Below are 12,444 nucleotides of genomic sequence, written 5' to 3' on the forward strand. Positions count from 1 at the left end.
GGCATGATGGAAGTCGTGCAAGAGACTGCGACCGTACCTGCGATCGCGCCGCTGACCGAGCTGGTCTCCGGCGGCGGCGTCGTGGTGCTCAGCGGCGCCGGGCTGTCCACCGAGTCGGGCATCCCCGACTACCGGGGCCCGACCGGGCGGGCCCGGCGTGCCGAGCCGATGACGTACCAGCGTTTCACCGGCAGCGCCGAGGCGCGCCGGCGCTACTGGGCGCGCAGCCACGTCGGCTGGCGGCAGATCGGCCGGGCCGCCCCCAACGCCGGCCACCGCGCGGTGGCCGAGCTGGAGCGGCGCGGCCTGCTGGCCGGCATCGTCACCCAGAACGTCGACGGCCTCCACCAGGCCGCCGGCGCCCGCGGGGTGATCGAGCTGCACGGCGGCCTCGACCGCGTCGTCTGCCTGTCGTGCCGCGAACGCACCCCGCGCGCCGAGCTGGAGCGCCGGCTCAGCGCGGCCAACCCGCGCTGGGCCGCCGAGGGCCGCGTCAACCCCGACGGCGACGCGGCGCTCACCGACGCGCAGGTCGCCGGGTTCCGGGTGGTCGACTGCGCCTCCTGCGGCGGCCTGCTCAAGCCCGACGTGATCTTCTTCGGCGAGAACGTGCCGAGGCAGCGAGTGGAGGACTGCTTCGCGCTCGTGGGCGCGGCGCGCTCGCTGCTCGTGCTGGGGTCGTCGCTGGCGATCAGGTCGGGGCTGCGCTTCGTCACCAGGGCCGCCGAGCTCGGCCTGCCCGTCGCCATCGTCAACCAGGGCCCGACCGGCGCCGACGCCGACGCCACGCTCCTGCTCGACGCCCCGCTCGGCGCGACGCTGACCGAGCTGGCCGCCCGCCTGTGAGCCGCCTGCGCACCCCGGCGCGCCGCGGGGGCGGCACAATGGAGGGCATGCCTCCTCGTCCATGCCCCTGCGGTCTGCCCGCGTCCTACGCGGACTGCTGCGGGAGATACCACCGCGGTGAGGGGTCGGCCCCCACCGCGGAGTCGCTCATGCGGTCCAGGTTCAGCGCGTTCGCCGTGGGGGACGAGGCCTACCTCATGGCCACCTGGCACCCCACCGACCGCCCGGCCCGCCTCGACCTCGACAGGAAGGTCGCGTGGGTGGAGCTGGAGGTGCTGGAGAGCACCGGCGGCAGCCCCGTCCACACCGAGGGCACCGTGCGCTTCCGCGCCCACTTCGTCAACCGGCGGGTGCCGGGCGTGCTCGACGAGCACAGCAGGTTCGTCCGGCTCGACGGGCGCTGGGTCTACGCCGGGGTCGTCGCGAGCGGCCGGTAGTCACAGTCGTAGCCGAAGTACCGCGGCCCGGCCAGCTCCAGCCCGCCCGGCGAGGTCCAGCGCGGGTCGCAGGGCACGGCGATGACCGTGACGCGCAGGCCGTACCGCATGGCCTCGGTGGTGACCGGCTCGCCCGAGTCGGTGTCCAGCACGCAGATCAGGTCGGGCGTGGTGGCCACGATCTCGCCGTCCCGGCGGGCCAGCAGGTGCTCGTTCTGGAAGCTGAGCTCCAGCGTGCCGGTGCCCTCCAGGCGGGCCTGGCCGCGGGCGAAGCCGCCGGTCGTGCGGCGCTCCACGTCCACGACCTTGCCGGTGAACAGCTTCAGGCCGCCCAGCACGTCCAGGGCCGCCGCGACCGGGTCGGCGTGGCCGGCGCGGGCCTGCCGCACGGCCCTGCCCAGGTCCTCGGCCAGCGTCAGCGTGGCCGGCACGAGACCGTCGCGGAGCTGGTCGCCGCGCATGACGGTGTCGGCGCAGGAGACCTGGCAGCCCATCTGCACGCACGCCGCCCTGGCCAGGCGCTCGGCCCACACGTTGGAGACCGTCTCCAGCACCAGCGTGTTGCCCTTGTCGTCGGCCAGGGCCATCGGCGTGTTCGGCACGCCGATCAGCGTCGGCAGCACCATCTGGGCCTCGGGGAAGGCGCGGCCCATCGCGTCGCCGTCCACGATCGGCAGGCCCGCCTGCGCGGCGGCGGCGATCGGGATCATCGAGTTCACGCCGCCGACCTCGATGGGCACGATGTGCGTGGCCGGACGGCCGAGCACCGCCTCCAGGGCGCGCAGCGCGGTCAGCTCCTCGGTGCCCGCGGGCAGCTTCTCCAGCAGCACGGTCGGCGCGCCCATGCCCGAGACCGCCACGACGGTCGCGTCCGCGGGCACCTCGTCGATGGCCACCAGCGGCACGGGACCGTGCCGGCGGATGGCCTCACGGGCCAGCAGCTTGCCCACGTACGGGTCGCCGCCGCCGCCGGTGCCGAGGATCCCGGCCCCGCGGGCCATGTCGTCCAGCCGGTCGATTCCGATCTCACGCATCGATCTTCTCCAGGTCCAGGTCGCCGACGGCCTTCACCCTGATCCGGGTGGCGTCGCCGGGCAGGTAGGCGAGCGGCAGCTCCTCCACGTCCACGATCCGCACGCTGCCCGCGCGGGCGCCGCCGCGCTCGGCACGGATGATCGCCTCGCTCTTGGCCTCCTCCAGGATGCGCTCGCGCGGGCCGGAGAAGACCCGGTCCACCTCGCCGCCGACCTGGGCGATGGCCGCGCCGACCGCGTTGGCCACCTCGAAGTGCGCCGGGCGGCGCACGTCGTCGAAGCCCGGCAGGTCCTTGATGAGCACGCTGCCGCCGCCGACCAGCACGACGGGCAGCGGCGCGGACGAGGTGCGCATGCGGTCCACCGCCTCCGAGACGCGCTCGGCGATGAGCTTGAGCGGGCGCTGCGCGTCCACGTGCGCGACCCTGTCGCGGTCGCCGATGTCGGCCAGCCCGGCGGCCACGGCCAGGTCGGTGGCGGTCAGCGTGCCGCCGCCGAACACCAGCGCCTCCTCGGTCAGCCGGTAGCCGACGCTGCGCGGGCCGGTGGTGCCGTCCTCGGCGACCAGCGAGCCGCCGCCGATGCCGATCGACAGCACGTCGGGGATGCGGAAGTTGGTGCGCACCTCGGCGACCAGCGCCTCCCCGGCGGCCTCGCGCGGGAACCCGCCGACCAGGATGCCCACGTCGGAGGTGGTGCCGCCGATGTCCACCACCGCGCAGTCGGTCAGCCCCGACAGGTACGCCGCGCCGCGCATCGAGTTCGTCGGCCCCGACGCGAACGTGGCCACCGGGTAGCGGCGGGCCTGGTCCACGTCCATGAGGGTGCCGTCGTTCTGGGACAGGAACAGCGGCGCGTCGATCCCGGCCACCCGCAGCGCCTCGCCGAAGGCGGCCACGGTACGGCCGGCCAGCGGGCGCAGGGCCGCGTTCACGATCGTGGCGTTCTCCCTGGCCAGCAGGCCGACCCGGCCGATCTCGCAGGACAGCGACAGGTGCACCTCGGGGCCCAGCTCGGCGGCCAGGATCTCCGCGGCCCGCCGCTCGTCGGCGTCGCTGACCGGGGAGAAGACCGAGGAGAGCGCGACCGTGCGCAGGCCGCGCCGCCTGATGTCGGCGGCGACGCCGCGCAGCTCGTCCGGGTCGAGGGCGGAGATGGGGGTGCCGTCGTACTCGCAGCCGCCGTGGCACAGGTAGACCGCGCCCTCGACCGCCCGGCGCAGGCGGCCGGGCCAGTCCACCATCGGCGGCAGGGCGGCGGTGGCGGGCAGGCCGAGCCGGACGGCCGCGACCGGCTCCAGCCGGGCGGCCTCCACCAGGGCGTTGACGAAGTGGGTGGTGCCGATCATCACCGCGGACACCCGGGTGGCGCCCAGGCCGGCCAGGGCCGCTGCGACGCCGCCCGTGACGTCCGCGGTGGTGGGGGACTTGACGGTGGCCAGCACCTGGCCGTCGTCGCCGATGAGGGCGGCGTCGGTGTTGGTGCCGCCCACGTCGATGCCGATACGCATGAGGGAGGACTCTCTCTTGTCAGACGGTGAGCGCGGGCCGCTCGACGGGGACCTCGCGGGTGCCGCGGACCAGGCCGAGTCGGCCCGCGACGACGTATCCCAGGCCCGCGAGGATCAGGGAGTTCAGGGCCGGGATGCCGATCCACTGGTAGTGGTCGCTGAGCCAGCCGACCAGCGCGGCGGCGGCCCAGATGACGAGCGTGGCGGGCACCCAGGTCGGCTCGGTCTCGGGCAGCGTGCCCGTGGCGCGCGAGGCGTCCAGCACCGGACGCCAGCGCCGCACGATGAAGTACTCGGCGACCATGATCCCGGCCACCGGCGGTGTGATGACGCCGAGGATCAGCAGGAAGTCGGTGAAGCGCTCCAGGATCCCGGCGGCGGCCAGCACGCTGCCCAGGACGCCGATGCCGACGGTGACGGCGACCCGGTTCAGCCGCAGCCCGATCGTGGACTCCACGGCGTTGAGCAGGCCGAGCGCGGCGGAGTACAGGTTCCAGTTGTTGATCTTCACGGTGGCCGAGATGAGCACGATGACGCCGATCACGCCGGAGGAGGCCGTGATGATCGCGATCACGTCCGAGGACTTGACCGCGTAGGCCAGGAGCACGCCGGCCAGGCCGAGGACGTACTCGCCGAGGGAGATGCCGACGAGGGTCTGCTTGACGACGTCGCCGGTGTTGCGGTTGAACCTGGTCATGTCGGGCGTGGTCACCGCGCCGATGATGTAGGAACCGGCCACGATGGTGGCGCCGGTCGCGATGCTGATCGGCTCGCCGAACGGCGGCGACGCCACCAGCGACCCCAGGTCATGTCGCGAAATTTCCACCCACATCGCCCAGCCGGCCAGGCCGAGGAACGCCGGCACGGTGATGAACGCCGTCATCCCCATCGCCTTGAACCCCCGGATGACCAGCAACGTCACGCCGATGCCGGCGATCACGGCCCACGCCCAGAACGGCAGCCAGGACATGATCGAGTGCAGGCCCGAGGCGAAGACCGCGGTCTGCACGCCGAACCAGCCGAACAGGCTCAGGGCGATGATCACCCCGATGATCGTGGAGCCGTACCGGCCGAAGCCGGTCCAGCGGGCGAGCATGGAGGTGGACAGGCCCTCGCGCATCCCGGCGATGCCGACGAAGATGCACACCACCTCCAGGATCACCGAGCCGAGCGTGAACGCCCAGAACGCGCCCCAGAACGACAGCCCGGCGCCGAGCGTGGCGCCCAGCAGGAACTGCGTCAGGTCGGAGAGCTGGCCGAACCGCTGCACGGCCACGTTGAACCAGGAGTAGCGGGCGGCCTGCGGCACCCGCTCCAGGGGGTAGTCGGAGTCGGTCATGGTGGTCTTCCTTCGCGTCGGGGGGTTGTGGCGGGGGTTCAGGGGCGGGCGGTCACAGGAGCGAGGGCGGTCCGGCGGCGCGGGCGCGCAGCCGGACGAACGGGCCGGGCAGGTAGGCGAGCGGGATCTCCTCCACGCTGATGAGCCGCACCCGCCGCGGGTCGGCCCCGGCGCGGACGGCCGCCGCCCTGGCCTCCTCGGCCACGGGTTCCAGCGCCGCCGGCAGCGCCGAGCGGTCGGGCAGGCGGACGATCCGCTCGTACTGGCCGCCGACCGGGCTGACCGCCGCGCCGATGGCGCCCGCGGCCGGCCCGTGCTCGGGATGCAGCCCCTCCGGCACGGCCTGCTCCCCGCCGCCCACGACCACGAGCGGCAGCAGCCCGGCGCCCGGCTGCAGCCGGTCCACGGCCTCGGCCAGCTCCGTCGGGTCGACCGGCCGCGGCACCCTGATCAGCCCGGGGATGCGCAGCCCGACGGGCACACCGCCGATGTCCGCGCCGCCCACGGCCTCCTCGGGATAGCCGCCGGCCAGCACGCCGACGCGGACGCGGGTGGCGCCCACGTCGGCGACCACCGCGTCACCGAGCCCGGTCAGCGCGCCCGCGCCGCGCAGCACGCTCGCCGGGCCGCTGCCGAGGCTGAGCGCGGGATGGCGGGCCAGGTACTCCAGGCTCATCAGCGTGCCGTCGCCGCGCGTCACGAACGCCGCCGCCCCCGGGCACAGGCCCGCCAGCGCGGCGGCCAGCCCGCCGGAGACCGCGCCCGCGAACCCCGACAGGGCGGCGTCCAGCACGGTCGCGTTCTCGCGTTCCAGCAGGCCGAGCGAGCCGAGGTCGGCCGACAGCGCGATCGGCACGCCCTCGCCCAGCTCCGCGCGGACGATCTCGGCGGCCTCGCGCTCCTGCTCGCCGTCCAGGGGCGAGAACAGGCCCGCGACGGCGACGGCCCGCGCGGTGCCCGCCACGCTCACGGCGAAGCGGGCCACGGCGTCGCGATCGAGGGGCGTGCGGTCCTCGCGGTCGAGGCCGCCGCCGCCGTCCACGACGGCGGTGCCCGCGTTCACCGCGGCGCGCAGGTCGGGCGGCCAGCCGGACAGCGGGCGCACCGCGGTGGCCGAGACGCCCGCGATGCGCAGCACGGCGACCTTGCGCAGCCCGGACCTCCTGGTCACGGCGGTGGCGGCGCCACGCAGGCCGACGGCGATCTGGGTCGGCTCGCCGTCCAGGGGCAGGCGTTCCAGCGCGGCGCGCACGCCGGCCACCGGGTCGCCGGGGATCGAGGCGATCTTGACGGTGGCCCGCACGGCGCCGTCGTCGGCGACGACGGCCGCGTCGGTGTTGGTGGGCCCGACGTCCACCCCGGCCCTCACGCCCCCTCCTCCCGTCCGGTGGGGGAGGGGCTGAAGGCCGTGCCCGCCGGGGTTCCCGGCGTCGCGGGGGCGGGGGAGGCGGCCGGTGGGGGAGGGGTGGGCAGGCCGGTGAGACCGAACGCGGCGGGCCCCGCCAGCCGCAGCCCCTCGGGGGTGTGCCAGACCGGGTCGCAGGGGACGCGCACCACGCTGACCCGCAGCCCGTACCGGACCTGCTCGGCCTGGACGACCTCGCCCGTGCGGGTGTCCAGCATCGCGATCACGTCGGGAACGACGGCCAGCGGCAGGCCGTCCTCGATGACGGCCAGGAACTCGCTGCCCGCCTGGATCCGGACGAGCCGCCCCTGGTCGGGCCCGAGCCCTTCGACCAGGATCGACCCGGCCGTCTCCGCGACCTTGCCGGTGACCAGCGGGTCCGGCAGCCGGGTCCCCAGGCGCACGGCCCGGGTGACCGACCCGAGCGCGGTGGAGGCGGCCACCTGGTCGCCGCGCATGATGTACTCGCTGGTCGCGACCTGGCCGCCGAACGCCTCCAGCGACGCCCGTACCAGGCGTTCCAGCCAGCCGCCGGTCACGCGGTCGACGACGACGGTCCGGCCGCGCTCGTCGCACAGCACGGCCGGGGTGGGCGCGATGCCGCGCAGCTGCATCACCGTCTGGTCCATGCGGGGGAAGGCGCGGCTCATCCCGTCGGCGTCCACCAGCGGCAGCCCGACGCGGGCCGCCCAGGCCACCGCGAGGCAGCCGTTCGCACCGCCGATCTCGCTGGCCAGCACCGCGCCGACGGGCGCGCCGTACAGCTCCTCGATCTTGTCGCGCAGATAGACGGGCTCGTCGGTGCCGCCGACGCGCTCGGACATCACCGCCGAGGAGCCCGCGGTACCCACGGGCATGACCAGCAGCCCGGGGTCCAGCTCGGCGGGCTGGACGACGCGTACCGGCCCGTGGTCCTCCAGCGCCTGCAGCGCGGCGGCGCGGGCGATGGTCACGGGACCGCCGCCGCCCGAGCCGAGCACGGCGCAGCCGCGGGCGAAGGCGGGCAGCAGCCCGGTGTCGATGTCCATGCTGACGAGGTTACGAAGCCCCAGGTCAAGCCGAGTGTTCCTGTGGCACCTTTTTGGCGGCCTTCGTGTGCCGATGGCACACTGATGGCATGTTCCTGCTGGAAGAGCTGCGCCCGCTGGCCGGGCCGGGCGTGCCGGCGGCGGCCTCGGGCGTCCGCCTGGTCGAGGATCTGGGCCTGATCGCGGGCCAGCCGTCGGGGTCGGTGCTGGTCCTGACGGGCGCGGCCTCGCGGCAGGCGGCCGGCTACCGGCTCGACGTCGCGCTGCGCGACGCCGCCGCGGCCGGCGCCGTGGCGCTCGTGCTCACCGCGGCGGCCGCGGAGAGCACGGTCGACCGGAGCGCCGCCGCGCTGGCCGAACGCGGCGGCGTCGCGCTGCTGGCGGCCGGCGGCGACCTGGCGGAGCTGGTGGTGGCGATCGACCGGGCCATCGCGGGCGACGCCGCCGAGGCGCTGGTCCGTACGGCGCGCGCCGCCGAGGCCGTGACCCGGGCGGGCGGCGTCCCCGAGCGCATCGCCGAGGCGGCCGGCGCCGCCCTGGGCCTTCCCGTCCGGGCCGACGGCGGCGCCTTCACCGCCTCGGCGCACGACCCCGCCGGCACGCACTTCGAGCGGGCCACCGGGATCGTCCTGCGGCTCGCCGCCCTGGCCGCCGCCGCGGGCCCGGCCGACGAACTGCCCGGACGGTCCCGCGCCCAGCTCCTCACCGAGCTGCTGGTCGCCCCCGAGAAGCAGGCCCAGGAGCTGGCCCCCCGCGCCAGGGCCGTCGGCCTGCCGATCGACGACTGGCACGTCGTCCTGCGCCTCGAACCGGCCTCCGACCCCGACCCCGCCTCCGACGGCGGCCAGGAACGCTACGCCCTGCTGGAGACCGCCGCCTCGCGGGCCGTGCGCGCGGCCCGCGAGCTCGGCGGCGCCGCCTGGAACGCCGCGCTCGCCGGTGACGCGCTCGTCGTGGTCCGCAGCCAGCGCCGCGACCAGGGCAGGGCGGGCCTGCGCGAGGCGGTGCGCGACGCCGCCCGCCTGCTCGACCGGGTCCGCCCGGCGGGCGCCGAGCTGCGCTGCGGGGTCAGCACCGCCCATCAGGGCCTGGTCGGCCTGCGCACCTCCGCCTCCGAGGCGCGTACGGCCCTGCGCCGCAGCTCCCTGCCGCTGGCCACGTACGACCTGGCCGGGCTCGACCGGATGCTGGAGGAGTGGTACGCCTCCGACGCCGCCCAGCACGCCGTCAGGGAGCTGCTGCAACCCGTCCTCGACCTCGGCGGCGAGCGGGCCGCCCACCTCCTGGCCATCCTGCGCGCCTACCTCGACCACAACGGCTCGCCCGCCCGCGCCGCCGAGGAGCTGCACCTGCACCGCAACGCCGTCAGCAGGAACGTGCGCCGCATCGAGACCCTGCTCCAGGCCGACCTGGACGACCCGCGGCAACGCCTGGCCCTCCAGCTCGCCTGCCGCGCGGCCTCCTCCCGCTGAAGGACGCCCTCCGGGACCCTGCTCCCAGCCCGCGTTCGCCCGCCAGGACGAGGAAACCCGGCGGCCGGATCCCTAGATTCGGTGACATGATCGTGAGAGCGCGGCGCCTGGTGACCTGGTGCGCCGGCCTGGTGCTGCTGTCCGCCTGCGCGGGCCTCGGCTACGAGACCGCCGCCCGGCGCGACGACGCCGCCCGCTACCCGCCGCCGGGCCGCCTGGTGGACGTCGGCGGCCACCGCCTCCACCTGCGTTGCACGGGCTCCGGCGGCCCGGTGGTCGTGCTGGAGGCGGGCCTGGTCGAGTCGAGCGCGAGCTGGGACGTGGTCCAGCGGCGGCTGTCCACCGGGCTGCGCGTGTGCTCCTACGACCGGGCCGGCTACGCCTGGAGCGAGGAGGGCCCCGGGCCGCGCACCGCCGGACGGGCGGCGGCGGAACTGCGCGCCCTGCTCGCCGCCGCGGGCGAGCCCGGCCCGTACGTCCTGGCCGGGCACTCCTACGGCGGCGAGATCGTCCGCCTGTTCGCCGCCCGGTACCGGGACCTGACGGCGGGCCTGGTGCTGATCGACGCCACCGACGAGGAGGCCGTGGCGGCCATGCGGGTGTCCAGGCCGCTGGTGGCCGCCCAGCTCACCGCCAACCAGGCGCTGGCCAGGATCGGCCTGCTCCGGCTGGCCGGGGATCTCCTGGTGCCCGGCGACGCCACCCCCGCGGCCCGCGCCGCCGCCCCCGTCGTCTACGGTCCGGGCAGCATGGCCGCCGCCAGGGCCGAGGCGTGGGCCTCGCTCGACAGCGCGCGGGAGGTCGCCGCGGCGGCGGAGGAGGAGCGGGGCGGGCCGCCGGTCGTGGTCGTCATCCCGTCCGGCGGGCCGCCGAGCGCCCGCGACCAGGCCGGACGCGTGGCCGCCCGGTCCACGCGCGGGCGGGTGGTCGTGGCCGGGACCGACGATCACTACGTGCAGTACCGGCAGCCCGATCTCGTCGTCGCCGCGATCCGGGAGACCGCCGCCTCCACCGGCAGGTGAAACTGGGTCTTGCCGGTTCGGTCAAGTCGGCTTTCAATGATCGGGATACCGATGATCCTGGAGGAGCCGATGCGTGGCTTGAGGGCGTCCGCAGTCATCCTGATGATTGTCGTCTCGACGTTCCTCGCCTCCGGGCCGTCGTCGCTGCCGGCGGTGGCCGGGCCGGCCGACCCCGAGCCCGCCTCGCTGGTCACGCTCTCCGTGCCCGACAGGGCCGCCATGGAACGGCTGGTCGCCTCCGGCGCCGACCTGACCGAGCGGGTCCGCCCGCAGGCCGACGGCAGCGTCCAGGTGGACGCCGTCCTCACGGCGGGCAGGCTCGCCGAGCTGAAGGCGATCGGCGTGGGCCTGGCGTCCGGCACGCCGCCCGCCGCCCGGCAGGCGCCGGCCGCCACCGCCGCGCAGGACCAGATCGTCATCGAACGGGCCGTCTGGTACAAGTCCCGCGACGGGTACTTCCTGTCGGTCGAGGCCAGCAGCGGCGCGGGCGAGACGGCCGCCCTCACCGCCACCTGGACGGGCCGCCGCGGCGCCACCGGGCAGGTCGCGATGGTCCCGTTCGTGGACGCCGGCGTCTACATGGGCCACCAGTTCAGCACACCGGCCCCGGTGACGGCCGAGCCGCAGCGCGTCACGGTCACCTCGGCGACCGGCGGCAAGGCCGAGGCCCGCCTACGGGCATGGCCCGACGGCGAACGCCCCGACCACCGCACGCCGGGCTACCAGAAGGACTTCGTCACCCAGTACATGCCGCCCGCCCAGCTCAACGAGCGCATCCAGGCGCTGCACCGGCGCTACCCGTCGCTCACCGACGTCATCCCGCTGCCGAACCTCACCAACGGCTACCGCCGCCGCGCCCAGGCGCTGATCGGCACGCCGCCCGGCGCCGCCGTCGTGGTCACCTCCGACGCCTACGGCTCCGAGGGCGGCAACGACCTGTCCGTCGAGCTGGCCGCGCCCGGCGCGCCGGACCGGCCGCTGCAGGTGAGCGTGAACGGCAGGCAGGTCACGGTGAGCCTGGCCACCGACGGCTCCGGGACGCCGGTCAGCACCGCCGCCCAGGTCGTCGCCGCGGTCAACGCCACGGCCGGCACCGGCGTGAAGGCCGCTACGTACCGCACCGACCCCGGCGCGGGCGTCATGGCCGCGGCCCCCGCCACCCGGCTCACCGACTCACTGAAGGCGCCCGCCGACGTCTCCCGCAAGCCCATGCGGGTGCTGGCCCTGCGCGTCGGCGTCCACCGCGACGGCTCGCGCACCGGCGTGCTGGCCTACGCCCAGGAGCACGCCAGGGAATGGGTGGCGCCTCTGGTCACCGTCGAGGCCGCCGAACGGCTGCTGCGCAACTACGCCCGCGACCCCGCCACCCGCAGGCTGCTGCAGCGCACCGACATCTTCATCGTCCCCACGGTCAACCCCGACGGCGCGAACTACAGCTTCTACGACTTCAACGGCCAGCGGAAGAACATGACCAACCACTGCCCGGCCGCCCAGTCCGACCCGGCGCAGCGCAACACCTGGGGCGTGGACGTCAACCGCAACTACGCCGTGGGCTCCCTGTCGGACGGCTACTTCGGCGCCTCGGCCAACTGCCAGAGCGGCACGTACGCCGGTCCGGCCGAGCATTCGGAGCCGGAGAGCCGCAACGTGATGTGGCTGGCGGACACGTACCGCAACATCCGGTTCGCCATGAACGTGCACAGCTACGGCGGGTACTTCATGTGGCCGCCCGGGGCGTACAAGCTCGACGGCCGGGTGGCGCTGCCCAGGCCGAGCACCCAGGAGGAGGCGTACTTCATGCGCTCGGCCCGGACGATCGAGCAGGCCATCGCCGCCGAGCGCGGCACGGTCATCTGGCCGCAGCAGACCGGGCCGGTGACCGACGTGCTCTACTCGGCGGCCGGCAACTCCGCCGACGAGCTCTGGTACGACCACGGCATCTACGGCTGGGACTTCGAGGTCGGCGCCGACCTGTGGAACCCGGCGGCGCGGACGTGGGAGGGCGTGGGCTTCCAGCCGCCGTTCGAGGAGGGGCACGCCGAGGCGATGGAGTTCGCCGCGGGGCTGATCTCGCTCGTGGGGGTGGCGGCCGACTACCGGGAGCCGTGACCCGCCGCCCGGCGTATGCGCAGGTCATGAGGGGAATGCACGGGGCTTGCCTGTCGTTTGCACAGGCATACCCCGTGCGTTTTGGCTGTGGTTGAGGCTGTTTGCCGGGGGTTTACGGTTCAGAGGTAGATCATTGCCCGTTTTGGGGGGTTTGGTTTGCGTTTGTCCGTTTCTTGGGTTAGTGTTGTACCTATCGAGGGTGAGAGACCCCCTATCTGGGTCCACCCGCGTTGCGCTCCACG

Annotated in this window: 10 protein-coding genes; 5 read left to right on the forward strand and 5 right to left on the reverse strand. The window is 75.1% G+C overall.

The features are described 5' to 3' along the window. The first annotated feature begins 6 nt into the window (after positions 1-6). Both ACIHAD_RS41790 and ACIHAD_RS41795 read left to right on the forward strand, forming a co-directional pair. On the forward strand, positions 7-846 hold the full coding sequence (locus tag ACIHAD_RS41790) for an NAD-dependent protein deacetylase (RefSeq protein WP_397360368.1): 840 nt from the start codon (positions 7-9) through the stop codon (positions 844-846). A gap of 149 nt (positions 847-995) precedes the next feature. Then, entirely contained in the window at positions 996-1,283 is a 288-nt protein-coding gene (locus ACIHAD_RS41795; protein ID WP_308427342.1) for a YchJ family metal-binding protein, read from the forward strand. Here the strand turns inward: ACIHAD_RS41795 and ACIHAD_RS41800 are convergent. From ACIHAD_RS41800 to ACIHAD_RS41820, 5 genes are read right to left on the reverse strand one after another with little or no spacing between them, the layout of a single operon-like run. After that, positions 1,253-2,317, reverse strand: coding sequence for a DUF917 domain-containing protein (locus tag ACIHAD_RS41800; RefSeq protein WP_397360355.1), 1,065 nt, complete (start codon positions 2,315-2,317; stop codon positions 1,253-1,255). The genes ACIHAD_RS41795 and ACIHAD_RS41800 overlap by 31 nt on opposite strands. Then, positions 2,310-3,827, reverse strand: coding sequence for a hydantoinase/oxoprolinase N-terminal domain-containing protein (locus tag ACIHAD_RS41805; protein ID WP_397360356.1), 1,518 nt, complete (start codon positions 3,825-3,827; stop codon positions 2,310-2,312). Before ACIHAD_RS41805 ends, ACIHAD_RS41800 begins: the two co-directional genes overlap by 8 nt. Before the next feature lie 19 nt (positions 3,828-3,846). Further along, positions 3,847-5,166, reverse strand: a complete 1,320-nt coding sequence (locus ACIHAD_RS41810; protein ID WP_397360357.1) for a purine-cytosine permease family protein — start codon at positions 5,164-5,166, stop codon at positions 3,847-3,849. 52 nt (positions 5,167-5,218) lie between these two features. Beyond that, complete coding sequence (locus ACIHAD_RS41815) at positions 5,219-6,535, reverse strand: hydantoinase/oxoprolinase N-terminal domain-containing protein (protein WP_397360358.1); 1,317 nt, start codon at positions 6,533-6,535, stop codon at positions 5,219-5,221. After that, positions 6,532-7,599, reverse strand: coding sequence for a DUF917 domain-containing protein (locus ACIHAD_RS41820; protein WP_397360359.1), 1,068 nt, complete (start codon positions 7,597-7,599; stop codon positions 6,532-6,534). Before ACIHAD_RS41820 ends, ACIHAD_RS41815 begins: the two co-directional genes overlap by 4 nt. Positions 7,600-7,688: 89 nt before the next feature. Here ACIHAD_RS41820 and ACIHAD_RS41825 point away from each other — a divergent pair, with 89 nt between their 5' ends. The 3 genes from ACIHAD_RS41825 (at position 7,689) to ACIHAD_RS41835 (ending at position 12,202) form a co-directional block, all read left to right on the forward strand. After that, a complete protein-coding gene (locus ACIHAD_RS41825) occupies positions 7,689-9,071 on the forward strand; it encodes a PucR family transcriptional regulator (RefSeq protein WP_397360361.1) in 1,383 nt (460 codons plus the stop codon). Between the two features lie 86 nt (positions 9,072-9,157). Further along, positions 9,158-10,093 (forward strand): alpha/beta fold hydrolase, encoded by a 936-nt coding sequence (locus ACIHAD_RS41830; protein ID WP_397360362.1) that lies wholly within the window; start codon positions 9,158-9,160, stop codon positions 10,091-10,093. A 102-nt stretch (positions 10,094-10,195) separates the two neighbouring features. After that, positions 10,196-12,202, forward strand: coding sequence for a M14 family zinc carboxypeptidase (locus tag ACIHAD_RS41835; RefSeq protein WP_397360363.1), 2,007 nt, complete (start codon positions 10,196-10,198; stop codon positions 12,200-12,202). Positions 12,203-12,444: the final 242 nt, after the last annotated feature.

Source organism: Nonomuraea sp. NPDC052265, assembly GCF_044547985.1.
Lineage (GTDB): Bacteria > Actinomycetota > Actinomycetes > Streptosporangiales > Streptosporangiaceae > Nonomuraea.